Origin of the sequence: Streptomyces sp. NPDC048248 (assembly GCF_043201875.1) — a bacterium.
In the GTDB taxonomy this organism is placed as follows: domain Bacteria; phylum Actinomycetota; class Actinomycetes; order Streptomycetales; family Streptomycetaceae; genus Streptomyces.
In genome coordinates this window covers 67360-90744 of sequence record NZ_JBICZL010000008.1, presented here as the reverse complement: position 1 = coordinate 90744, position 23385 = coordinate 67360, and the positions used below count along the sequence as shown (strand labels likewise).

At 71.1% G+C, this 23385-nt stretch carries 20 protein-coding genes and 1 pseudogene; 18 read left to right on the top strand and 3 right to left on the bottom strand.

What is annotated here, in order from left to right; all coding sequences use genetic code 11:
* Position 1: 1 nt before the first annotated feature.
* The gene (nusB, locus tag ACGFZW_RS18540) at positions 2–436 is read left to right on the top strand and encodes a transcription antitermination factor NusB (RefSeq protein WP_393894204.1); all 435 of its coding nucleotides are present in this window, start codon (positions 2–4) and stop codon (positions 434–436) included.
* 192 nt (positions 437–628) lie between these two features.
* On the opposite strand, the gene bldD is transcribed toward nusB, so the two are convergent.
* A complete protein-coding gene (gene bldD / locus ACGFZW_RS18535) occupies positions 629–1129 on the bottom strand; it encodes a transcriptional regulator BldD (RefSeq protein WP_136743645.1) in 501 nt (166 codons plus the stop codon).
* Positions 1130–1350: 221 nt separating this feature from the next.
* Here bldD and pyrR point away from each other — a divergent pair, with 221 nt between their 5' ends.
* The 15 genes and pseudogenes from pyrR (at position 1351) to ACGFZW_RS18460 (ending at position 18982) form a co-directional block, all read left to right on the top strand.
* Complete coding sequence (gene pyrR, locus ACGFZW_RS18530) at positions 1351–1983, top strand: bifunctional pyr operon transcriptional regulator/uracil phosphoribosyltransferase PyrR (RefSeq protein WP_393894203.1); 633 nt, start codon at positions 1351–1353, stop codon at positions 1981–1983.
* A gap of 92 nt (positions 1984–2075) precedes the next feature.
* The gene (locus tag ACGFZW_RS18525) at positions 2076–3071 is read left to right on the top strand and encodes an aspartate carbamoyltransferase catalytic subunit (protein ID WP_393894202.1); all 996 of its coding nucleotides are present in this window, start codon (positions 2076–2078) and stop codon (positions 3069–3071) included.
* A gap of 2 nt (positions 3072–3073) precedes the next feature.
* Positions 3074–4360, top strand: coding sequence for a dihydroorotase (locus ACGFZW_RS18520; RefSeq protein ID WP_393894201.1), 1287 nt, complete (start codon positions 3074–3076; stop codon positions 4358–4360).
* Positions 4357–4932, top strand: coding sequence for a hypothetical protein (locus ACGFZW_RS18515; protein WP_393894200.1), 576 nt, complete (start codon positions 4357–4359; stop codon positions 4930–4932). Before ACGFZW_RS18520 ends, ACGFZW_RS18515 begins: the two co-directional genes overlap by 4 nt.
* Positions 4929–6071 carry a glutamine-hydrolyzing carbamoyl-phosphate synthase small subunit gene (gene carA / locus ACGFZW_RS18510; protein ID WP_393894199.1) on the top strand — a complete coding sequence of 381 codons (1143 nt, stop codon included), beginning with the start codon at positions 4929–4931 and terminating at the stop codon, positions 6069–6071. The genes ACGFZW_RS18515 and carA overlap by 4 nt, the downstream gene beginning before the upstream one ends.
* Complete coding sequence (carB, locus tag ACGFZW_RS18505; protein WP_393894198.1) at positions 6064–9375, top strand: carbamoyl-phosphate synthase large subunit; 3312 nt, start codon at positions 6064–6066, stop codon at positions 9373–9375. Before carA ends, carB begins: the two co-directional genes overlap by 8 nt.
* A 135-nt stretch (positions 9376–9510) precedes the next feature.
* The gene (locus tag ACGFZW_RS18500) at positions 9511–10620 is read left to right on the top strand and encodes a quinone-dependent dihydroorotate dehydrogenase (RefSeq protein WP_393894197.1); all 1110 of its coding nucleotides are present in this window, start codon (positions 9511–9513) and stop codon (positions 10618–10620) included.
* Complete coding sequence (gene pyrF / locus ACGFZW_RS18495) at positions 10617–11516, top strand: orotidine-5'-phosphate decarboxylase (protein WP_393894196.1); 900 nt, start codon at positions 10617–10619, stop codon at positions 11514–11516. The genes ACGFZW_RS18500 and pyrF overlap by 4 nt, the downstream gene beginning before the upstream one ends.
* Before the next feature lie 198 nt (positions 11517–11714).
* Positions 11715–12038 (top strand): integration host factor, encoded by a 324-nt coding sequence (locus tag ACGFZW_RS18490; protein WP_043263484.1) that lies wholly within the window; start codon positions 11715–11717, stop codon positions 12036–12038.
* A gap of 38 nt (positions 12039–12076) precedes the next feature.
* On the top strand, positions 12077–12694 hold the full coding sequence (gmk, locus tag ACGFZW_RS18485) for a guanylate kinase (RefSeq protein ID WP_393894195.1): 618 nt from the start codon (positions 12077–12079) through the stop codon (positions 12692–12694).
* Between the two features lie 70 nt (positions 12695–12764).
* On the top strand, positions 12765–13037 hold the full coding sequence (gene rpoZ / locus ACGFZW_RS18480; RefSeq protein WP_017242218.1) for a DNA-directed RNA polymerase subunit omega: 273 nt from the start codon (positions 12765–12767) through the stop codon (positions 13035–13037).
* A 124-nt stretch (positions 13038–13161) separates the two neighbouring features.
* Positions 13162–14397, top strand: coding sequence for a bifunctional phosphopantothenoylcysteine decarboxylase/phosphopantothenate--cysteine ligase CoaBC (gene coaBC / locus ACGFZW_RS18475; protein WP_393894194.1), 1236 nt, complete (start codon positions 13162–13164; stop codon positions 14395–14397).
* A 239-nt stretch (positions 14398–14636) separates the two neighbouring features.
* On the top strand, positions 14637–15845 hold the full coding sequence (gene metK / locus ACGFZW_RS18470) for a methionine adenosyltransferase (protein WP_393894193.1): 1209 nt from the start codon (positions 14637–14639) through the stop codon (positions 15843–15845).
* A gap of 160 nt (positions 15846–16005) precedes the next feature.
* A pseudogene (locus ACGFZW_RS18465) lies at positions 16006–16613 on the top strand (GNAT family N-acetyltransferase).
* A 227-nt stretch (positions 16614–16840) separates the two neighbouring features.
* Entirely contained in the window at positions 16841–18982 is a 2142-nt protein-coding gene (locus ACGFZW_RS18460) for a primosomal protein N' (RefSeq protein ID WP_393894192.1), read from the top strand.
* 393 nt (positions 18983–19375) lie between these two features.
* Here the strand turns inward: ACGFZW_RS18460 and ACGFZW_RS18455 are convergent, their stop codons facing one another.
* Complete coding sequence (locus ACGFZW_RS18455) at positions 19376–19918, bottom strand: hypothetical protein (RefSeq protein ID WP_393894191.1); 543 nt, start codon at positions 19916–19918, stop codon at positions 19376–19378.
* A 261-nt stretch (positions 19919–20179) separates the two neighbouring features.
* Between ACGFZW_RS18455 and fmt the strand changes: the two genes are divergently transcribed.
* On the top strand, positions 20180–21118 hold the full coding sequence (gene fmt / locus ACGFZW_RS18450) for a methionyl-tRNA formyltransferase (RefSeq protein ID WP_393894190.1): 939 nt from the start codon (positions 20180–20182) through the stop codon (positions 21116–21118).
* A 247-nt stretch (positions 21119–21365) separates the two neighbouring features.
* Positions 21366–22799: an RsmB/NOP family class I SAM-dependent RNA methyltransferase gene (locus ACGFZW_RS18445; protein WP_393894189.1), complete on the top strand. Its 1434-nt coding sequence runs from the start codon at positions 21366–21368 to the stop codon at positions 22797–22799.
* A gap of 171 nt (positions 22800–22970) precedes the next feature.
* Here the strand turns inward: ACGFZW_RS18445 and ACGFZW_RS18440 are convergent, their stop codons facing one another.
* Entirely contained in the window at positions 22971–23225 is a 255-nt protein-coding gene (locus ACGFZW_RS18440; RefSeq protein WP_393894188.1) for a hypothetical protein, read from the bottom strand.
* Between the last annotated feature and the right edge of the window lie 160 nt (positions 23226–23385).

The window sequence follows — 23385 nt, the reverse complement described above, 5'->3', positions numbered from 1 at the left end:
CGTGGCTGCCCGCAACAAGGCCCGCAAGCGCGCCTTCCAGATCCTCTTCGAGGCCGATCAGCGCGGCGCCGACGTGCAGTCCGTGCTCGCGGACTGGATGCGTCACGCCCGGACCGACCCCCGGCAGCCGCCGGTGAACGAGTACACCCTGCAGTTGATCGAGGGGTACGCGGACCACACCGATCGTATTGACGACCTGATCTCCACCTACTCCGTGGACTGGGCGCTGGACCGGATGCCGGTCGTGGACCGCAGCATTCTGCGGCTCGGCGCCTACGAGTTGATCTGGGTGGACGACACCCCGGACGCGGTGGCGATCGACGAAGCGGTACAGCTCGCCAAGGAGTTCTCCACGGACGACTCCCCGGCCTTCGTCAACGGCCTTCTGGGCCGCATCAAGGAGCTGAAGCCGGGCCTGCGGCGCGAAACGCAGTAGGCGGACGGCAGAGAGCGTGAACGGGCCCGGAGTGATGCAGGATGCTCCGGGCTCGTCGCGTGCCCGGAGAAGGCCGCCTGGCCGCCTTCTGCGCCCCATGCGCCTCACGCGTCCCGGGCGTTCCGGACAAAAAACAACCGCCGCCCCGGTGGCCCGGGGCGGCGGTACGTTTCTGCAGGTGACGGTCAGGCGTCAGATGTCGTCGTGCGCCACGGCGCGGCGCGCATCGGCGTCCAGCACGCCCCAGCTGATCAGCTGCTCGGTCAGGACCGAGGGCGACTGGTCGTAGATGACGGCGAGGGTGCGCAGGTCGTCCTGGCGGATCGAGAGGACCTTGCCGTTGTAGTCACCGCGCTGGCTCTGGATCGTCGCGGCGTAGCGCTGCAGCGGTCCGGCCTTCTCCTGCGGGACATGGGCCAGGCGCTCCAGGTCGAGCACCAGCTTCGGCGGCGGCTCGGCCGCTCCGCCGGGCGTCGTACCCGGCAGGAGCTCCTGCACCGGTACGCCGTAGAAGTCCGCCAGCTCGGCGAGGCGCTGCACGGTCACTGCACGGTCGCCGCGCTCGTAGGAGCCCACCACCACGGCCTTCCAGCGACCCTGGGACTTCTCCTCGACGCCGTGGAGAGAGAGGCCCTGCTGAGTGCGGATGGCGCGGAGCTTTGCCCCGAGCTGTTTGGCGTATTCGCTGGACATAAAGCTCCCCAGACGGCTGTATCGATATGCGGCTCCGCCGCGTGGCCGGTAACTCACTGTGAGGTTACGCAGCGTAATTTGGCTTCGTCAAGCCGAATGGGCCAGACCTTCGACCGTAGGGGGTGCCCCCGGGTCCCGGAGCGGCCCCTGGTAGTCTGGGCTGCGTAATTTGACGTCCTTTAAGGTCCGTCCCGTGAGGCGGAGAAGGGGGTCCGTTTCGTATGGACGCAAGCAGTTCCGACACAGGGGATCAGATCCCCGCGCGCCCGGTGCTCGAAGGCCCGGACATCGCGCGGATGCTCACCCGCATCGCCCACGAGATCGTCGAACGCGCCAAGGGTGCGGAAGACGTGGTGCTGCTGGGCATCCCCACCAGGGGCGTCTTCCTCGCCCGGCGGCTGGCCGCCAAACTCCAGGAGATCACCGGGCGCACCATCCCGGTCGGCTCGCTCGACATCACGATGTACCGCGACGACCTGCGCCTGGGCCCGGCCCGCACGATCGGCCGCACGGAGATCCCGGCCGACGGCATCGAAGGCCGCCTCGTACTCCTCGTCGACGACGTCCTCTTCTCCGGACGCACGATCCGCGCCGCGCTGGACGCCCTGGGCGACATCGGCCGGCCGCGCGCCGTGCAGCTCGCGGTCCTCGTCGACCGCGGACACCGCGAGCTGCCCATCCGCGCCGACTACGTGGGCAAGAACCTCCCCACGTCGCTGCGGGAGACGGTCAAGGTCCAGCTCACCGAGGAAGACGGCCGGGACGCCGTGCTGCTCGGCGTGCGCCCGCCCCGCCCCGGCTCGTCGGACGGGTCCGCGGAAGCCGAGCAGACCACCCCGGCAGGCGAGCGATAGCGCACCGCGTACGGACCCGGTGATCCCGGGGCCGCGCTCTCGCCTGCTCGACGGACATTCCCGCACACCTCCCTCACTCACGGAGTACCCGGATGAAGCGTCACCTCATCTCGGCCGCCGACCTCACCCGCGACGACGCCGTCCTGATCCTCGACACCGCCGAGGAGATGGCTCGCGTCGCGGACCGGCCGATCAAGAAGCTCCCCACCCTCCGCGGCCGCACCGTCGTCAACCTCTTCTTCGAGGACTCGACCCGCACCCGCATCTCCTTCGAGGCCGCCGCCAAGCGGCTCTCGGCGGACGTCATCAACTTCTCCGCGAAGGGCTCCTCGGTCTCCAAGGGGGAGTCGCTCAAGGACACCGCCCTGACGCTGGAGGCGATGGGCGCGGACGCCGTCGTCATCCGGCACCACGACTCCGGCGCCCCGCACCGCCTGGCGACCTCCGGCTGGATCGGCGGCTCGGTGGTCAACGCCGGTGACGGCACCCATGAGCACCCCACCCAGGCGCTGCTGGACGCGTTCACGATGCGCCGCCGCCTGGTCGGCGCCGACGCCGGGCTGGGCCAGGACCTCGCCGGGCGCCGCATCACCATCGTCGGCGACATCCTGCACAGCCGGGTGGCCCGCTCCAACGTCCACCTGCTGACCTCGCTCGGCGCGGAGGTCACCCTCGTCGCGCCGCCGACGCTGGTGCCCATCGGCGTGGAGAAGTGGCCCTGCCAGGTCTCGTACGACCTGGACTCCGTGGTCGCCGGGTCGGACGCGGTGATGATGCTGCGCGTCCAGCGCGAGCGGATGAACGCCGCCTTCTTCCCCACCGAGCGTGAGTACGCGCGGCGCTACGGCCTCGACGGCGACCGGATGGCCCGGATGCCGAAGGACGCGATCGTCATGCACCCCGGGCCGATGAACCGCGGCATGGAGATCACCGCCGAGGTCGCCGACTCGCCCCGCTGCACCGCCGTCGAACAGGTCACCAACGGTGTCAGCATCCGTATGGCGGTCCTCTATCTGCTTCTGGGCGGCAACGAGCCCGCCATCACCGCCGGCACCGGCACCAGCACGCGCACCGAGGAGAGCAAGTAACCATGAGCAAGATCCTTATTCGTGGGGCCAAGGTCCTCGGTGGCGAGCCGCAGGACGTGCTGATCGACGGCGAGACCATCGCCGAGGTGGGCACGGGGCTGAGCGCCGAGGGCGCCCGGGTGATCGAGGCGGACGGCCAGATCCTGCTGCCGGGCCTGGTCGACCTGCACACCCACCTGCGCGAGCCGGGCCGTGAGGACTCCGAGACGGTGCTGACGGGCACCAAGGCCGCGGCGGTCGGCGGTTTCACCGCCGTGCATGCCATGGCCAACACCTTCCCCGTGGCCGACACCGCCGGCGTCGTCGAGCAGGTCTGGCGGCTGGGCAAGGAGTCCGGCTACTGCGACGTCCAGCCGATCGGCGCGGTGACCGTCGGCCTGGAGGGCAAGAAGCTCGCGGAACTGGGCGCGATGCACGACTCCGCGGCCGGTGTCCGGGTCTTCTCCGACGACGGCAAGTGCGTGGACGACGCGGTGATCATGCGCCGTGCCCTGGAGTACGTGAAGGCCTTCGACGGCGTCGTGGCCCAGCACGCCCAGGAGCCGCGGCTCACCGAGGGCGCCCAGATGAACGAGGGCATCGTCTCCGCCGAGCTGGGGCTGGGCGGCTGGCCCGCGGTCGCCGAGGAGTCGATCATCGCCCGCGATGTGCTGCTCGCCGCGCACGTCGGCTCCCGGGTGCACATCTGCCACCTGTCCACCGCAGGTTCCGTCGAGCTGGTCCGCTGGGCCAAGTCCAAGGGCTGGAACGTCACCGCCGAGGTCACCCCGCACCACCTCCTCCTCACGGACGAGCTCGTACGGTCCTACAACCCCGTCTACAAGGTGAACCCGCCGCTGCGCACCGAGGCCGATGTCCTCGCGCTGCGCGAGGCGCTCGCCGACGGCACGATCGACTGTGTGGCCACCGACCACGCGCCGCACCCGCACGAGGACAAGGACTGCGAGTGGGGCGCAGCGGCCATGGGCATGGTCGGCCTGGAGACCGCGCTGTCCGTCGTCCAGCACACGATGGTCGACAGCGGACTGCTGGACTGGGCCGGCGTCGCCGACCGGATGTCCTTCCGTCCCGCCCACATCGGCCGCCTCGGAGGTCACGGCCGTCCCATCTCGGCTGGTGAGCCCGCCAACCTCACGCTGCACGATTCCGCTTACCGTGGAGTGGTGGACCCCGCAGGCTTCGCCTCCCGCAGCCGCAACACCCCCTACGAGGGTCGTGAGCTGCCGGGACGCGTCACCCACACCTTCCTGCGGGGCCGGGCAACGGTCGTCGACGGGAAGCTGGCGTGACTCCTCCTCTGATCCCCCTGGCCGCCGCGCAGAAGTCCGCGGAGGTCACCGACTGGGCCGCGCGGATCGGCTGGGTCGTCGGCCTGCTGCTCTTCATCGCACTGGTCTACTGGCTGATGCGGGAGGGCTGGAAGTGGCGCGGCACGCTCCAGGGCGATGTGCCCGAGCTGCCCGCCGCACCCGCCGAGGCCGGCGAGCCGCGGCTGACACTGCACGGCCGCTACCACGGCTCCACCACCGCAGGCCAGTGGCTCGACCGCATCGTCGCGCACGGCCTGGGCACCCGCAGCCGCGTCGAACTGACCCTGACCGACCAGGGCCTGAACGTCGTACGACCGGGCGCGCAGGACTTCTTCGTGCCGGCCGCCGCCCTGCGCGGCGCACGGCTCGACAAGGGCATCGCCGGCAAGGTCCTGCCCGAGGGCGGCCTGCTGATCGTCACCTGGGAGCACGGGAACAAGGAGATCGACTCCGGTTTCCGCTCCGACCGGGCCGCGGAGCACCCGGCGTGGGTCGCGGCCCTCACCACACAGAGCACCACCGAGCACACCGAAACGGAAGGCGCACGATGACGACCTCCACCAGGGGAACTGCGAAGGTTCCCGCCGTACTCGTCCTGGAGGACGGCCGCAGCTTCCGCGGCCGTGCCTACGGGGCCGTGGGGGAGACCTTCGGCGAGGCGGTGTTCTCCACCGGCATGACCGGCTACCAGGAGACCCTGACCGACCCGTCGTACCACCGCCAGGTCGTCGTCATGACCGCCCCGCACATCGGCAACACCGGCGTGAACGACGAGGACAACGAGTCCGGCAAGATCTGGGTCTCGGGCTACGTCGTGCGCGACCCCGCCCGTATCCCCTCCAACTGGCGCTCGGTCCGCACCCTGGACGACGAGCTGGTCGCCCAGGGCGTCGTCGGCATCAGCGGAGTCGACACCCGGGCGCTGACCCGCCACCTCCGCGAGCGCGGTGCGATGCGGGTCGGCATCTTCTCCGGCGACGCGCTGCCCGACGCGGGCACGATGCTGGCCAAGGTGCGCCAGGCCCCCGAGATGCAGGGCGCGGACCTCTCCGCCCAGGTCGCCACCAAGGAGACCTACGTCGTGCCGGCCATCGGCACGAAGAAATTCACCGTCGCGGCGATCGACCTCGGCATCAAGGGCATGACCCCGCACCGCATGGCCGAGCGCGGCATCGAGGTGCACGTCCTGCCCGCCACGGCCACCGTCGAGGACATCTACGCGGTCGAGCCCGACGGCGTGTTCTTCTCCAACGGCCCCGGCGACCCGGCCACCGCCGACCACCCGGTGTCCGTGATGCAGGGCGTGCTGGAGCGCAGGACGCCGCTGTTCGGCATCTGCTTCGGCAACCAGATCCTGGGCCGCGCCCTCGGCTTCGGCACCTTCAAGCTCAAGTACGGCCACCGCGGCATCAACCAGCCGGTGCAGGACCGTACGACCGGCAAGGTCGAGGTCACCGCGCACAACCACGGGTTCGCCGTCGACGCCCCGCTCGACAAGGTCACCGAAACCCCCTTCGGCCGTGCCGAGGTCTCCCACGTCTGCCTCAACGACAACGTGGTGGAGGGTCTGCACCTCCTCGACCAGCCGGCCTTCAGCGTCCAGTACCACCCCGAAGCCGCAGCGGGGCCGCACGACGCGGCCTACCTGTTCGACCGCTTCGTCTCTCTCATGGAGGGCCAGCGTGCCTAAGCGCACCGATATCCAGTCCGTCCTGGTCATCGGCTCCGGCCCGATCGTCATCGGCCAGGCCGCGGAGTTCGACTACTCCGGAACCCAGGCCTGCCGGGTTCTGAAGTCCGAGGGCCTGCGGGTCATCCTGGTCAACTCCAACCCGGCCACGATCATGACCGACCCGGAGATCGCCGACGCCACCTACGTCGAGCCGATCACCCCCGAGTTCGTCGAGAAGATCATCGCCAAGGAGCGCCCCGACGCGCTGCTGCCGACCCTGGGCGGCCAGACCGCGCTGAACACCGCGATCTCCATGCACGAGCAGGGTGTGCTGGAGAAGTACGGTGTCGAGCTCATCGGCGCCAACGTCGAGGCGATCAACAAGGGCGAGGACCGCGACCTCTTCAAGGGCGTCGTCGAAGAGGTCAAGAAGAAGATCGGGCACGGCGAGTCCGCCCGCTCGTACATCTGCCACTCCATGGACGACGTCCTCAAGGGTGTCGACGAGCTCGGCGGCTACCCCGTCGTCGTCCGCCCCTCCTTCACCATGGGTGGCGCGGGCTCCGGCTTCGCGCACGACGAGGAGGAGCTGCGCCGCATCGCCGGCCAGGGCCTGACGCTCTCCCCGACCACCGAGGTGCTCCTGGAGGAGTCGATCCTCGGCTGGAAGGAGTACGAGCTGGAGCTGATGCGCGACAAGCACGACAACGTCGTGGTCGTGTGCTCCATCGAGAACTTCGACCCGATGGGCGTGCACACCGGCGACTCGATCACCGTCGCCCCGGCGATGACGCTGACCGACCGTGAGTACCAGACACTGCGGGACGTGGGCATCGCGATCATCCGCGAGGTCGGCGTCGACACCGGCGGCTGCAACATCCAGTTCGCGGTCAACCCCGAAGACGGCCGGATCATCGTCATCGAGATGAACCCGCGCGTCTCGCGCTCCTCGGCGCTGGCCTCCAAGGCGACCGGCTTCCCGATCGCGAAGATCGCCGCCCGGCTCGCGGTCGGCTACACGCTGGACGAGATCCCCAACGACATCACCGAGAAGACCCCGGCCTCCTTCGAGCCGACCCTCGACTACGTCGTCGTGAAGGTGCCGCGCTTCGCCTTCGAGAAGTTCCCGGCCGCCGACGCCACCCTCACCACGACCATGAAGTCGGTCGGCGAGGCCATGGCCATCGGCCGTAACTTCCCCGAGGCGCTCAACAAGGCCCTGCGCTCGCTGGAGAAGAAGGGCAGCCAGTTCGACTTCGTCGGCGAGCCCGGTGACAAGGCCGAGCTGCTGCGCACCGCCCAGGTCCCGACCGACGGCCGGATCAACACGGTGATGCAGGCGATCCGGGCCGGCGCCACGCAGCAGGAGGTCTTCGACGCCACCAAGATCGACCCGTGGTTCGTCGACCAGCTCTTCCTGGTCAAGGAGATCGCGGACGAGATCGCGGACGCCGAGAAGCTCCACCCGGAGATCCTTGCGGACGCAAAGCGGCACGGCTTCTCCGACGCCCAGATCGGCGCCATCCGCGGTCTGCGCGAGGACGTCGTCCGCGAGGTCCGGCACGCACTCGGCGTCCGCCCGGTCTACAAGACCGTCGACACCTGCGCCGCCGAGTTCGCGGCCAGGACGCCGTACTTCTACTCGTCCTACGACGAGGAGACCGAGGTCGCCCCGCGCGAGAAGCCGGCAGTGATCATCCTCGGGTCCGGCCCGAACCGCATCGGCCAGGGCATCGAGTTCGACTACTCCTGTGTCCACGCCTCGTTCGCGCTGAGCGACGCCGGCTACGAGACCGTGATGGTCAACTGCAACCCCGAGACCGTCTCCACCGACTACGACACCTCCGACCGGCTCTACTTCGAGCCGCTCACCCTGGAGGACGTCCTGGAGATCGTGCACGCCGAGACCGCGGCGGGACCGGTCGCCGGTGTCATCGTCCAGCTCGGCGGCCAGACCCCGCTGGGCCTGGCGCAGGCGCTCAAGGACAACGGCGTGCCGATCGTCGGCACCTCGCCCGAGGCCATCGACCTCGCCGAGGAGCGCGGCGCCTTCGGCCGGGTGCTGACCGACGCCGGTCTGCCCGCTCCCAAGTACGGCACCGCCTTCTCGTTCGACGAGGCCAAGAAGATCGCCACCGAGATCGGCTACCCGGTCATGGTCCGCCCCTCGTACGTCCTGGGCGGCCGCGGCATGGAGATCGTCTACGACGAGCCGTCGCTGGGCGAGTACCTCACCCGCCACGCCGGACTGATCGACCAGCACCCGGTCCTCATCGACCGGTTCCTCGACGACGCCATCGAGATCGACGTCGACGCCCTCTACGACGGCACCGAGCTCTACCTCGGCGGCGTCATGGAGCACATCGAGGAAGCCGGCATCCACTCCGGCGACTCCGCCTGCGCGCTGCCCCCCATCACCCTGGGCGGCTTCGACATCAAGCGGCTGCGCGCCTCCACGGAGGCCATCGCCAAGGGCGTCGGCGTCCGCGGTCTGATCAACATCCAGTTCGCGATGGCCGGGGACATCCTCTACGTCCTGGAGGCCAACCCGCGCGCCTCGCGCACCGTCCCCTTCACCTCGAAGGCGACCGCGGTGCCGCTGGCCAAGGCCGCCGCGCGGATCTCGCTCGGCGCCACCGTCGCCGAACTGCGCGCCGAGGGCATGCTCCCGGCGACCGGCGACGGCGGCACCCTGCCGCTGGACGCGCCGATCTCGGTCAAGGAAGCCGTCATGCCCTGGTCGCGGTTCCGCGACGCGTCCGGACGCGGCGTGGACACCATCCTCGGCCCGGAGATGCGCTCCACCGGCGAGGTCATGGGCATCGACTCGGTCTTCGGCACCGCCTACGCCAAGTCCCAGGCCGGCGCCTACGGAGCGCTCCCCACCAAGGGCCGCGCCTTCGTCTCCGTCGCCAACCGCGACAAGCGTTCGATGATCTTCCCGGCCCGTGAGCTGGTCGCGCACGGCTTCGAGCTGCTGGCCACCTCCGGCACCGCCGAGGTGCTCCGCCGCAACGGCATCAACACCACCGTGGTGCGCAAGCAGTCCGAGGGCGAGGGCCCGAACGGCGAGAAGACCATCGTCCAGCTGATCCACGACGGCCAGGTCGACCTGATCGTCAACACCCCGTACGGCACCGGCGGCCGACTGGACGGCTACGACATCCGTACCGCCTCGGTGGCCCGCGGCATCCCCTGCCTGACCACGGTCCAGGCGCTCGCCGCCGCCGTCCAGGGCATCGAGGCCGTGTCCCGCGGCGATGTGGGCGTGCGTTCCCTCCAGGAACACGCGCAACATCTCACCGCCGCCCGCGAGGAGTAAGGCGCACGAGGGGGACACCGGAACGGTGTCCCCCTCTTCGTGGGCCCCCGCCCGCTCCTCCGGTGTCCGGGGCCCTTCCGGGACCGATCCGTCCCGCACCCGCTCGCGCCCGCTCTCTCGCGTGGAAGGCACGCCATGTATCAGCTGTTCTTCAAGCTCTTCTTCCAGCGGATGGACCCGGAGCAGGCCCACCACCTGGCCTTCGCCTGGATCCGCCGCGTCGCCCGCGTCCCGGTCCTGCGCACCTTCGTCGCGGCCGCCCTCGCGCCGCGCCACAAGGAGCTGCGCACCGAGGCCCTTGGCCTGCGGATGCACGGCCCCTTCGGCCTGGCCGCCGGCTTCGACAAGAACGCCGTCGCCATCGACGGCATGACGATGCTCGGCTTCGACCACGTCGAGATCGGCACCGTGACCGCCCTGCCACAGCCGGGCAACCCCAAGAAGCGCCTGTTCCGGCTGGTGCCGGACCGCGCGCTCATCAACCGCATGGGCTTCAACAACGAGGGCTCCGCGGCCGTGGCGGCCCGTCTGGCCGCCCGCAACCCGGTCTTCCGGACCACCGTCGGGGTCAACATCGGCAAGACCAAGATCGTTCCGGAGGAAGAGGCGGTCGGCGACTACGTCACCTCCACCGAGCGACTCGCCGCCCACGCCGACTATCTGGTCGTCAACGTCTCCTCCCCGAACACCCCGGGCCTGCGCAACCTCCAGGCCGTCGACCACCTGCGCCCGCTGCTGACCGCCGTCCGCGAGGCCGCCGACCGCACGGTCACCGACCGCCGGGTCCCGCTGCTGGTCAAGATCGCCCCGGACCTCGCCGACGCGGACATCGACGCCGTCGCCGACCTCGCCGTCGAGCTCGGCCTGGCCGGCATCATCGCCACCAACACCACCATCGCCCGCGACGGTCTCGGCCTGACCTCCGAGCCGGCCCTGGTGGCCGAGACCGGCGGCCTGTCCGGCGCACCCGTCAAGGAGCGCTCCCTGGAGGTGCTGCGCCGCCTGTACGCCCGTGTGGGCGACCGGATCACCCTCATCGGGGTCGGCGGCATCGAAACCGCCGAGGACGCCTGGCAGCGCATCCTGGCCGGTGCCACCCTGGTCCAGGGCTACAGCGCCTTCATCTACGAGGGCCCCTTCTGGTGCCGCGCCCTGCACAAGGGCCTGGCCGCCCGGCTGCGCAACAGCCCGTACGCCACCCTCGCCGACGCCGTCGGCGCCGAGCACAAGAAGGTGACCGCATGACGGCCGGCCCCGCGCCCGACCACAGCCCCTCGACGGCGCCCTCCGGGCCGCGGCAGTCCCCGCCGGCCTTCGGGGCCCGGCTGCGCCGCGCCATGGACGAGCGTGGCCCGCTCTGCGTCGGCATCGACCCGCATGCCTCGCTGCTGGCCGACTGGGGCCTGAACGACGACGTGGCGGGCCTGGCACGGTTCACCCGTACCGTCGTCGAGGCGCTGGCCGACCGCGTCGCCGTCCTCAAGCCGCAGTCCGCCTTCTTCGAACGCTTCGGCTCCCGCGGCGTCGCCGTCCTGGAGACGGCGGTCGAGGAGGCGCGGGAGCGCGGCGCGCTGGTCGTCATGGACGCCAAGCGCGGCGACATCGGCTCGACCATGGCCGCCTACGCCGCCACCTACCTCGACCCGGCCTCCCCGCTGTTCTCGGACGCCGTCACGGTCAGTCCCTACCTGGGCTACGGATCGCTGCGCCCCGCGGTGGATCTCGCCCGCGAGCACGGCTGCGGTCTGTTCACGCTCGCTCTCACGTCCAACGAGGAGGGGCAGGAGGTCCAACGGGCCGTACGGTCCGACGGCTCCTCCGTCGCCGCCACGATGCTCGCCCACCTCGCGGCCGAGAACGCCGGCGCCGAGCCGCTGGGCTCCTTCGGCGCGGTGGTCGGTGCCACGCTCGGCGATCTCTCGTCGTTCAACCTGGCGATCAACGGCCCGCTCCTCGCGCCCGGCATCGGCGCCCAGGGCGCCACCCCCGCCGACCTCCCGGCGGTCTTCGGAAGTGCGGTGCGCAACGTCGTCCCGAGCGTCAGCCGAGGGGTGCTTCGGCACGGCCCGGACATCGCCGCACTGCGCGCGGCCGCGGCGCAGTTCGCCGACGAAGTGCACGCGGCGGTCCTTCAGCCGTAGGTTTGATCCCGAATTGTCCTGGTCAGCAGAGTCTGACCAGGACTTTTCGTCTGTTCTCGCTGACTCTGGCGCCATCGGCCGCTAGTCTCCGTCGAGAGCACTGCACGTAAGCGCGTTGCTCGTTGCTCCGCAGGTGCGGGGCGACTAGGTTCCACACCGGTCCGTATCCGACAGTTCGACATCCGAGGTGACGTAGGCGTGGCTCTTCCGCCCCTTACCCCTGAACAGCGCGCAGCCGCGCTCGAGAAGGCCGCCGCGGCTCGCCGGGAGCGCGCCGAGGTCAAGAATCGGCTCAAGCACTCCGGTGCATCCCTCCATGAGGTCATCAAGCAGGGCCAGGAGAACGACGTCATCGGCAAGATGAAGGTCTCCGCCCTGCTGGAGTCCCTGCCCGGCGTAGGCAAGGTCCGCGCCAAGCAGATCATGGAGCGGCTCGGGATCTCCGAGAGCCGCCGCGTACGGGGTCTTGGCTCCAACCAGATCGCGTCGCTGGAGCGCGAGTTCGGCAGCCCGGCTTCCTGAGTTTCCCGGCACCACCGGGAAGCTGGAATAATCGCCCCATGGCTGCAACATCCCGGGGGACGACCCCCGCGCCCCCGGACGCTCGTCCGCGACTGACCGTGCTCTCCGGCCCCTCGGGGGTCGGCAAGAGCACGGTCGTCGCTCATCTGCGCAAAGTCCACCCCGAGGTCTGGCTCTCGGTTTCGGCCACCACCCGCAAGCCGCGCCCCGGGGAACGGCACGGCATCCACTATTTCTTCGTCGAGGACGAGGAATTCGACAAGCTCATCGCCAACGGTGAGCTGCTGGAGTGGGCGGAGTTCGCGGGCAACCGCTACGGCACCCCGCGCCAGGCGGTCCTGGACCACCTGGAGTCCGGGGAGCCGGTCCTGCTGGAGATCGATCTGCAGGGCGCCCGCCAGGTCCGCGAGACCATGCCGGAGGCGGAGCTGGTCTTCCTGGCGCCGCCGAGCTGGGAGGAGCTGGTCCGCCGGCTCACCGGGCGGGGCACCGAGGCCCCCGAGGTCATCGAGCGCCGCCTGGCGGCCGCGAGGGTCGAGCTGGCCGCGGAGAAAGAGTTCGATGTGACCCTTGTCAACACCTCCGTCGAGGACGTCAGCCGTGAGCTGCTAGCCTTGATGCTGCGTCGACCTGGGGACCAGAAGAACAGCGGCTGACCCCGCGGACCTCCAGACCGCCCAAGATTTTTGCGTTGCACCCGCTTCATCCCCCTTCGGAAGGTAGAGAGTGTCCTCTTCCATGACCGCACCCGAGGGCATCATCAACCCGCCAATTGATGAGCTTCTCGAGGCCACCGACTCGAAGTACAGCCTTGTGATCTACGCCGCCAAGCGCGCGCGTCAGATCAACGCGTACTACTCGCAGCTCGGCGAGGGCCTGCTCGAGTACGTCGGCCCGCTCGTCGACACGCACGTCCACGAGAAGCCCCTGTCGATCGCGCTCCGCGAGATCAACGCGGGTCTGCTGACCTCCGAGGCCATCGAGGGCCCGGCTCAGTAAGCAGCACCATCTGCACACCGAGGGCCCGGTGGGGGCACCTGTCAGCGTCCAAGCTGGGGGAGCGTCTGCCGGGCCCTTGGTATGTCACCGTACGGACGGACCTAGCTCGGGGAGCAGCGAAGCGATGGACATGCGGGAGCGGGACAAGCCCAAGGTCGTCCTGGGGGTCAGCGGCGGGATCGCCGCGTACAAGGCGTGCGAGCTGCTGCGGCGGCTGACCGAGTCCGGCCACGACGTACGGGTGGTGCCGACCGCGGCGTCGCTGCACTTCGTCGGCGAGGCCACCTGGTCGGCGCTGTCCGGCAACCCGGCCTCCACCGAGGTCTGGGAATCCGTCCACGAGGTCCCGCACGTCCGCATCGGCCAGGCGGCCGACCTCGTCGTGGTGGCCCCCGCCACCGCGGACCTGCTGGCCAAGGCCGCCCACGGACTCGCCGACGATCTGCTGACGAATACGCTGCTCACCGCGCGCTGTCCGGTGGTCTTCGCCCCGGCGATGCACACCGAGATGTGGGAGCACCCCGCCACGCAGGAGAACGTCGCCACCCTGCGCCGTCGTGGCGCCGTCGTCATCGAGCCCGCGGTCGGCCGGCTGACCGGCGTGGACACCGGCAAGGGCCGCTTCCCCGACCCGGTCGAGATCTTCGAGCTCTGCAGCCGGGTGCTGGCCCGGGGCGCGCGGGCGCTGACGCAGGACCTGGCCGGCCGTCATGTCGTGATCAGTGCCGGTGGCACCCGCGAGCCGCTGGACCCCGTGCGCTACCTGGGCAACCGTTCCTCGGGCAAGCAGGGCTACGCCCTCGCCGGGATCGCGGCGGCCCGCGGCGCCCGTGTCACGCTCGTCGCCGGCAACACCGAGCTGCCCGATCCCGCCGGGGTCGATGTCGTGCGCGTCGGGACGGCCGTCCAGCTCCGGGAGGCCGTACTGAAGGCCGCGGCGGACGCCGACGCGGTGGTCATGGCGGCCGCGGTCGCCGATTTCCGACCGGCCGTCTATGCCACCGGCAAGATCAAGAAGCAGGACGGACAGGAGCCGGATCCGGTCACCCTGGTTCGTAATCCGGACATCCTCGCCGAGATTTCCGCCGATCGCGCCCGGCCGGGCCAGCTCGTGGTCGGCTTCGCCGCCGAGACCGACAATGTCCTTGACAACGGACGCGCCAAGCTCGCCCGAAAGGGCTGTGACCTGCTGGTCGTCAACGAGGTCGGGGAGCACAAGGCCTTCGGCTCCGCGGAGAACGAGGCGGTCGTCCTCGCCGCCGACGGGAGCGAGACCCCGGTGCCCTACGGGCCCAAGGAAGCGCTGGCCGAAACCGTGTGGGACCTGGTGACGGCGCGACTTGCCGAGCCCTGTCCCTGAGTTCCCCGTTACGCCGTATTCACCGCACGACTGCCGGTGCGCCCCCTTGACCCAACCGTTTCTCAAGGTGATCGTCCTACCGTGAGCCATGGTGTCCCAGGTCACGGGGGTCCATAAATCGAGACTGCGTGCCCCAACGTCACCTACGACCGATAAACTGGCCGTGGATCGGGCCGAGCGCAGCTCTCGGCCCTTCCGCCAATGATCAGCCAGCAGCCGCTGCAACCCCAGGGAGCGATGTGTCCCGCCGCCTGTTCACCTCGGAGTCCGTCACCGAGGGCCACCCCGACAAGATCGCTGACCAGATCAGCGACACGATTCTCGACGCACTCCTCAAGGAGGACCCGACATCCCGGGTCGCCGTGGAGACGTTGATCACCACCGGCCTGGTGCATGTGGCCGGCGAGGTGACGACGAAGGCGTACGCCGACATCCCGAACCTTGTGCGCAACAAGATTCTCGACATCGGCTACGACTCGTCCAAGAAGGGCTTCGACGGCGCTTCCTGTGGTGTCTCGGTCTCCATCGGCTCGCAGTCCCCGGACATCGCCCAGGGCGTCGACACCGCGTACGAGAAGCGGGTCGAGGGTGACGAGGACGAGCTGGACAAGCAGGGAGCCGGCGACCAGGGCCTGATGTTCGGGTACGCCTGCGACGAGACCCCGGAGCTGATGCCGCTCCCGATCAATCTCGCGCACCGCCTGTCCACGCGCCTGTCCGAGGTGCGCAAGAACGGGACCATCCCCTACCTGCGCCCCGACGGCAAGACCCAGGTCACCATCGAGTACGACGGCCACAAGGCCGTGCGGCTGGACACCGTCGTGGTCTCCTCGCAGCACGCCTCGGACATCGACCTGGACTCGCTGCTCGCTCCGGACATCCGCGAGTTCGTCGTCGAGCACGTGCTCAACCAGCTCGTCGAGGACGGCATCAAGCTGGACACCGACGGCTACCGCCTGCTGGTGAACCCGACCGGCCGCTTCGAGATCGGCGGCCCGATGGGCGACGCCGGTCTGACCGGCCGCAAGATCATCATCGACACCTACGGCGGCATGGCCCGGCACGGTGGCGGCGCCTTCTCCGGCAAGGACCCGTCCAAGGTCGACCGCTCGGCCGCCTACGCCATGCGCTGGGTCGCCAAGAACGTCGTCGCGGCCGGCCTGGCCTCCCGCTGCGAGGTCCAGGTGGCCTACGCGATCGGCAAGGCGGAGCCCGTCGGCCTGTTCGTCGAGACCTTCGGCACGGCCACGGTCGACACGGACAAGATCGAGCAGGCCATCGGCGAGGTCTTCGACCTCCGTCCGGCCGCGATCATCCGCGACCTCGACCTGCTCCGCCCGATCTACTCCCAGACCGCTGCCTACGGCCACTTCGGCCGTGAGCTGGAGGACTTCACCTGGGAGCGCACCGACCGCGTCGAGGCGCTGCAGAAGGCCGCCGGCCTCTAGGCACGCCCTGCCGCACGGCATACCCCACGGCCCGGACCGATCGGTCCGGGCCGTGGGCTTTCTGCTGCCGGGGACGGTCACCCATCGACCCGGTCCCTTGGCCGCGGCGAGCGGAGCATCCGCAGCCCGTCGGAGATCATCAGGGGGCAGAATGATCCGCATGCCGATAACGGCCACCCCGAAGATGGCGACGCTCGACGACGCTCACCTGGTCAGCCGTACCCTGGCCCGCGCTTCGACGACGACCCGATGATGCGCTGGTTCTTCCCCGATGCTTCCGTTCGCGGGGCGGGGATGGACCGGTACTTCACCACACTCTTCAGCCGGCAGTACGTCCACCACGGGGTGTGCGAGCGTACCGAGGCCGCTGCCGCCTTCTGGGTCCCCCCGGAGGGGCAGGCCAAGACCGTTCCCGACGCGGAGACCGTCCAGGAACTCAAGGACATCCTCGGCGACCGGGCGCTGCTGTTCCGTGACACCGTCGAGGCGGCCGCCGAGCATGCTCCGCAGGAAGCTCACTGGTACCTGGCGGTCATCGGTGCCGATCCGGCCGCCCAGGGCCGGGGACACGGGGCCGCCCTGCTGCGCTCGGGGCTGGCCAAGGCCGACGCGGCGGGCCTGCCCGTCCTTCTGGAGTCCTCCAAGCCGTCCAACCTCCCCTTCTACGGGCACTTCGGCTTCAGCGTGCGCGAGGAGATGCGACTGCCGGGGGGCGGACCGACGCTGTGGAGCATGCGGCGCGAGCCCTGCCCTCCGGCGGGCGTCTGAGGTCCGTCCGGGCGGGCTGTTGAGGGAGCCGCCATGGAATGGCTTCCGCGAGGGCCGTGCCGTGGACGAAAGTGGGGCCGGGCCTGGTGAGGCGGTCGCCTCGGCTGCCGTGGTCCGTGGTGTCCCGCTCTCGGGACGGCGGGTGTCCGACTGCGGTGATGTGCGGGGGCGTCGAGGCTGTGGAGCGTGACCGGGCGTTGTCATAGGCGTCTGATAGGACTGATGCTGTGAGCAGGCAGAACGGGCGACCGGAGGCGGGGGCGGAGTCGGGTGGGGGCGAGCAACTGGCCCTCATCCGGGAGACCGTGCGCGAGACCAAGGCGGAGCGCGCGAAGCCGCGGACCTGGCGAGGCGCGGAGCTGGCCGCCGGGCTTCCGGTGGCGCGGGTGCTGGTGGACAAGGGGCTGGTGCACCTCGACCGCTATTTCGACTACGCGGTGCCCGCCGCCATGGACGCCGAGGCCCAGCCCGGGGTGCGGGTGCGGGTGCGGTTCGGGGCGGGGGAGAAGGGCGGCCGCCGCGAGGGCGGCAAGCTGGTCAGCGGGTTCATCGTGGAGCGGGCCGCGGAGAGTGACTACCGCGGGGTGCTCGCCCCTCTCGCGCAGGTGCTGTCGACCGAGCGGGTGCTGACGCCCGAGCTGCTGACGTTGTGCCGGTCCGTCGCGGACCGGTATGCCGGCACCCTCGCCGATGTGGTCCAGCTGGCGGTGCCGCCCCGTCGGGCGCGCGCGGAGGCCAAGCCGTCGCCCGCCCCGCTGCCTCCCAACGCGCCACCGGACCCCGGCAGTTGGGAGCGGTATGCGGCGGGGGCCGGGTTTTTGACGGCCCTGGCGCGCGGGGATGCGCCGCGCGCTGTATGGACGGCACTGCCCGGCCCGACCTGGCCGCAGGAGCTGGCGCGGGCGGTGGCCGCGGCCTTGGCCTCGGGGCGTGGCGCGCTTGTCGTGGTGCCCGACGGTCGGGCCGCGGCGCGGGTCGACGCGGCGCTCGGCGAGCTGGTCGGGGAGGGCAGGCATGTCCTGCTCACCGCCGATTCCGGCCCCGAGGAGCGCTACCGCCGGTGGCTCGCGGTCAGCCGTGGCTCCGTACGCGCAGTGATCGGGACTCGCGCCGCGATGTTCGCACCGGTGGCCGATCTGGGCCTGGTCGCCCTGTGGGACGACGGCGACGCCAGCCACAGCGACCCGCACGCCCCGCAACCGCACGCCCGCGAGGTGCTGATCCAGCGGTCGGTCAACGAGCGCGCCGGATTCCTGCTGGGTGGGCTGAGTTGCACGGTCGAGGCGGCCCAGCTCGTCGAGACCGGCTGGGCGCGGCCCCTCGCCGCTGACCGGGAGCAGGTGCGGGCCGCGGCCCCGATGGTGCGTACGGTCGGCGACGCCGACGAGGCGCGGGACGCCGCGGCCCGGGCCGCCCGGCTGCCGACGATGGCGTGGCAGGTGGTGCGGGAGGGACTGCAGCGCGGACCGGTGCTCGTTCAGGTCCCGCGCCGCGGGTACGCCCCTCGGCTGGCGTGCGAGCGGTGCCGGGCCCCGGCCCGCTGCCGGGCCTGCGCCGGGCCCCTGGAGTCGCAGGACGCCGGCGAGCTGGCCTGCGCCTGGTGCGGTCGCGCTGAGCCCGACTGGCACTGCGCGGACTGCGGTGGCGTCCGGCTGCGGGCCCAGATCGTGGGGGCGCGGCGGACGGCGGAGGAGCTGGGCCGGGCGTTCCCTGCCGTCCCGGTGCGCACCTCGGGCCGCGACCACGTACTGACGTCGGTGCCCGGTGCCCCCGCCCTGGTGGTGAGCACCCCGGGCGCGGAGCCGGTGGCCGAGGGCGCCGGGTATGCCGCGGCACTGCTGCTGGACGGCTGGGCGCTGCTCGGGCGGCCCGACCTCCGGGCGGGGGAGGAGGCGCTGCGCCGCTGGCTGAGCGCCGCCGCGCTGGTCCGCGGTCAGTCCGACGGCGGTACGGTCGCCGTCATCGCGGAGGCGACCTTGCGTCCCGTCCAGGCGCTGGTGCGCTGGGATCCGGCCGGGCATGCGGTGCGTGAGCTGGCCGAGCGGGCGGAGCTGGGCTTTCCGCCGGTGTCGAGGATGGCCTCGGTGGCCGGCCGTGGCGACGATGTCGTCGAGCTGCTGAAGGCGGCGCAACTCCCGCAGGGTGCCGAGGTGTTGGGTCCGGTACCGCTGCCGGTACCCGACCCGGGCCGCCCCCGTCGGCCGGGTGACCCGCCGCCGGGGGAGGTGTGGGAGCGCGCTCTCGTACGTGTCCGCCCGGGGCAGGGTGCCGCCCTCGCCGCGGCTCTCAAGGCCGCGCGCGCAGCGCGGCTGGTCAAGCGCGAGGGGGAGCCGGTGCGGGTACGGATCGACCCACCGGACCTCGGCTGAGGGCGGGGCGGGCGCCGGGTCGCCGGCTGTTGTCCGTTGCGGAGTGACTGCCGAGCCTCGGGGCCGATGCCCGCGGTCGGGCCCGACGCGCACCGTACGCGCCTCTGTCGACGGAGCTGCTCGTGGGTTCCGGTGCCGGTTCGATCACCCCGCCGAGGTGCCGTGATCCGATCCATACGAGAACGGATTGACCACCGCCTCCCGGGAGTTGGCGGGCCTTGCCACTCATCTCCCGTACGGGTAAGGCGTCGAGCCGTCACTCGTACAGGGAATTCACACCTCAAGGCCCCGAACCTCTTGCGGATATGGCGCCGCCCCGGGACCGGTGTCGGCGGGCGGTCCCGGGGCGTTGGCGAGCGTCGGGGAGTGCTGCTCCCGGCGTCGGTGTCGGCGTCAGCCGTTACGGGGGCCGGGGAAGGCACCGGATCGAGCATCTTCCCTGGTGGCCGCGGACGGCTGGGCGGGCAGGGAGCGGGCGGGGACGGGCGGCGTACCGGGCATGCCCGCGGCCACGGTCACGGCGCGGGGCGCGGGGGCCTCGGGCGAACGAACTGCCGACTCGCCTCCGTCGACAGCGGGTTGGGCGGCGGCGCGACGGGCGCCGTAGCGGCGGTGCACCGCCTGCTTGGTGACGCCGAGCGCAGAACCCACCGCGTCCCACGAGAAGCCCAGGGAACGGTCGAAGTCGACCGCCGCCGTGACGAGTGTCTCGACGCTGTCCCGCAGCTCCTGGGCGAGGCGCACCGTCGGTGCGGGTGCGCGTCCGTAGACGACGAACCCCGCGGAGGGGCCCGTCCGCCGTGGCCGGTAGACGTTGCCGAGCTGAGCGGTCAGCGTGCGCAGCGCGTCCACCTGCCGGCGGACCCGCTCGATGTCCCGCACCAGGAGATGCAGGCTGGCGCGCGCCTGGGCGTCGTGGGTTGCGTGGTCGGCCATGAGCAAGCCTCTCGAACCGGCGTGGAAAGGAAGGGTGATGACGACCGGGCCGTGATACCGCCCGATCAAGGTCAATGCTGTTTGACCAACGCGGCAGCAGCGGCTCTGGTCACGGTATGGGGGCGTACGAGCTTCCACGCGGGGCGCGGGCAGGACCGCACGCCCCCTTGAGCGACGGTGGGAGTCACCGACCGGCCGCCGGGCCCGCGCCCCCTAGACTGGTGTGTCGTTCCGTTGCGTGTGAGAGGTAGTGCGCCACCCATGAGGCTCGTCTTCGCCGGCACCCCCGAGGTCGCCGTACCCGCCCTCGATGCCCTGATCGCCTCGGACAGGCACGATGTCGTGGCCGTTGTGACCAGGCCGGACGCGCCCGCGGGGCGTGGGCGTCGGTTGGTCGCCAGCCCCGTCGCTGAGCGTGCGGAGGAGGCGGGCATCGAGGTGCTCAAGCCCGCCAAGCCGCGGGACGAGGACTTCCTGGCCAGGCTGCGGGAGATCGCGCCGGACTGCTGTCCGGTGGTCGCCTACGGGGCGCTGCTGCCGAAGGCCGCGCTCGACATTCCCGCGAAGGGGTGGGTCAACCTGCACTTCTCGCTGCTCCCCGCGTGGCGCGGCGCGGCGCCCGTCCAGCACGCGGTGCTGGCCGGTGACGAGGTGACCGGCGCCTCGACGTTCCAGATCGAGGAGGGGCTGGACTCCGGCCCCGTTTACGGTGTGTTGACCGAAGAGGTCCGGCCCACGGACACCAGCGGGGACCTGCTGACCCGCCTGGCGTTCGCCGGCTCCGGACTGCTGGCCGCGACGATGGACGGCATCGAGGACGGCACCCTGCGCTCCGTGCCGCAGCCGGCCGAGGGCATCTCGCTCGCGCCGAAGATCGAGGTGGAGGACGCCAAGGTGGACTGGACGGCGCCGGCCCTGCGCGTCGACCGGGTGATCCGTGGCTGCGCTCCCGCGCCGGGCGCGTGGACGGTCTTCCGCGGCGAGCGCCTGAAGCTGATGACGGCCACCTCGGCCGCGCAGCACGCGGAGTTGGGCCTCGCCCCCGGTGAACTCGCCGTGACGAAGCGGGCGGTGTACGTCGGTACGGGGAGCCACGCCGTCGAACTCGTCTGGGTCCAGCCGCAGGGCAAGAAGCCGATGAAGGGCGCCGATTGGGCGCGTGGGGTCCGGATCGAGGCCGGGGAGCACCTGGGGGACTGACGCCGACGGCGGGGCGGCGGCCGGGTCGCGGAAGACCCGATTCGGCACAGCGGGCCCGCACCGGGCCCCTCCCCTCCGCCCCCGCTCCGTGAAGATGCGCCCTGCCGGACACCACGACCTCGGGATCGGTTGCGGGCCGGGTGGGGGAGGGCGCCTGCCCGTGGCGCCCCGTCCCGACGCGTGCCCTCGCGGGCCTCCGCGTAGGCTGGGGACGCACCTCTCCTCTCGTATCCGGAGCACCTTTTCTGTGACTGAGCAGCCGCGTCGTCGCCCCAGCAAGCCCTATCGCCGCCCGCAGAAGGACCCGGTCAGGATCCTCGCGTTCGAGGCACTGCGGGCCGTGGACGAGCGGGACGCGTACGCGAACCTCGTGCTCCCGCCCCTGCTGCGCAAGGCACGGGAGAAGGGCGACTTCGACAACCGGGACGCGGCGCTGGCGACGGAGCTGGTCTACGGAACGCTGCGCCGCCAGGGGACGTACGACGCGATCATCGCGCAGTGCGTGGACCGGCCGCTGCGCGAGGTCGACCCGCCGGTGCTGGACGTGCTGACACTCGGCTCGCACCAGCTTCTCGGGACCCGCATTCCGACACACGCCGCCGTCAGCGCGAGCGTCGAGCTGGCGCGGGTGGTGCTCGGCGACGGGCGGGCGAAGTTCGTCAACGCCGTACTGCGCAAGGTGGCGGCGCACGACCTGGACGGCTGGCTGGAGCGGGTCGCCCCCGATTACGACGCGGATCCCGAGGACCACCTCGGCATCGTGCACGCGCACCCCCGCTGGATCGTCTCCGCCCTGTGGGATGCCCTCGGCGGCGGGCGCGCGGGCATCGAGGACCTGCTGGAGGCGGACAACGAGCGCCCCGAGGTGACCCTGGTGGCGCGTCCGGGCCGTGCGACCGCGCAGGAGCTGCTGGACACCGTCGGCGAGGACAGCGCGCTGCCGGGGCGCTGGTCCCCGTACGCGGTGCGGCTCGCCGAGGGTGGCGAGCCGGGAGCGCTGGACGCCGTCCGTGAGGGGCGTGCCGGTGTGCAGGACGAGGGCAGTCAGCTCGTCGCGATCGCGCTGGCGAACGCGCCCGTCGAGGGCCGTGACAAGGCCTGGCTTGACGGCTGCGCGGGCCCCGGCGGCAAGGCCGCACTGCTGGCAGCGCTCGCCGCGCAGCGTGGTGCCGCGTTGCTGGCATCCGAGAAGCAGCCGCATCGTGCCCGCCTGGTGGCCAAGACGCTCGAAGGCAATCCCGGTCCGTATCAGGTCATCGCCGCCGACGGCACCCGTCCGTCCTGGCGGCCCGGCGCCTTCGACAGGGTGCTGGTGGATGTGCCGTGCACCGGTCTGGGAGCGCTACGCCGCAGGCCGGAGGCTCGTTGGCGCCGCCGCCCCGAAGACCTGGACGGCTTCGCGCCGCTCCAGCGCGAGCTGCTGCGGCAGGCGCTGGCGGCGGTGCGGGTGGGCGGCGTCGTCGGCTACGCGACGTGCTCGCCGCACCCGGCCGAGACGCGGGCCGTGGTGGAGGACGTCATCAAGGGGCGGGGCGGTCCGGCCGTCGAGGTCGAGTGGATCGACGCGCGGCCGCTGATGCCTGATGTGCCGGTTCTCGGCGACGGGCCGGACGTGCAGCTCTGGCCGCATCTGCACGGCACGGACGCGATGTATCTGGCTCTGTTGCGGCGAACGGCCTGAGGCGGCGACAGTTCGTCGCGGGTGTCTGCGCGATGGGCTGTCAGCTGAGGTCGTCGGCGGGGGAGCCTTCCTTTCCCTGCGCGGTCGATGAATCGACAAATGGGCCTCGGCGCCCGTCCTTGGTGGCGGGCGCCGAGGCTCATGGTCATCTACCTACGCTGCTGCCGTTGCTCAGTGACCGTGGCCCCCGCCGCAGCCCATGATCGAGCCCACGTGGGTGTCCTGCCCACCCGGGTCTCCCTCGCCGTTGATCAGGTTGCCCGCAATGCCGTTGGCGATCCCGATGTCATTGAGGAGAGCGACATTCAGGTCGTGCGACTTGCAATAGCCGTCATGCGCCGGCTGGGCCGAGGCCGTGCCGGCGCCGAGGAAGCTGACGCTGGCGAGAGCGGCGGCCACGACGGCAGCCTTGCGAAGGTTGCGCATTACTCCTCCATCAATTGAGCGGTTGCGTTCTGCGAGAGATCCGCTTCGTGCAGTGACAAGAGGCTAATACGAAATATGTTGATATGTCCGTTAAGGGTCGTTCTCAGAGTGTTGGGCGGGTCGAGCGGTCAAGCGGGTGCGGAGTGCCCGCTTCTGCCGT